This window comes from Fictibacillus fluitans (assembly GCF_030418125.1).
In the GTDB taxonomy this organism is placed as follows: Bacteria; Bacillota; Bacilli; order Bacillales; family Fictibacillaceae; genus Fictibacillus_C; species Fictibacillus_C fluitans.
In genome coordinates this window covers 1-467 of sequence record NZ_JAUHTR010000044.1, presented here as the reverse complement: position 1 = coordinate 467, position 467 = coordinate 1, and the positions used below count along the sequence as shown (strand labels likewise).

General features: G+C 42.4%; 1 protein-coding gene. It reads right to left on the bottom strand.

Translation table 11 applies throughout. From position 1 onward, the window contains the following. Positions 1 to 36 precede the first annotated feature (36 nt). A partial coding sequence (locus QYB97_RS25120; RefSeq protein ID WP_301168719.1) for an IS3 family transposase occupies positions 37 to 467 on the bottom strand: 431 nt, incomplete at its 5' end.

Genomic DNA, 467 nt, shown 5'->3' with positions numbered 1-467 from the left:
TGAACTGACCTAGCTAATTGGGACAGGAAAAAACACCTAGGCTGCCATGCTCCTGAATTCTACTGGAGTATGGCAGTTTAATTTTGTAAATGGCCGATTGTAATTATAATAATACATGTAATCTTGCACTTTTTCTTGTACAATGGAACATGTAAGATGCGGTCTTAGTGGGCTGCTGAATTCTTCCGACTTTAGCGAGGAATGGAAGGATTCGATGACGGCATTATCCAAGCAATTGCCTTTCCGGGACATGCTTGTGATAATGCCTTTTTCTTTGGCCTTTTCCTGAAAAGCATAGGAAGTATATTGAGCTCCCTGGTCACTATGCAAGATCACCTCGTAGGTTTCTCGTCCTCTGCAGGCGTCCTCGAGGGTTTGAGTGACGAGCGAGGTATCTTGTTTATCACTGATTCGATAGGCCAGGATTTCATTGTTATACAAGTCCATGATGGTCGATAAATATAACA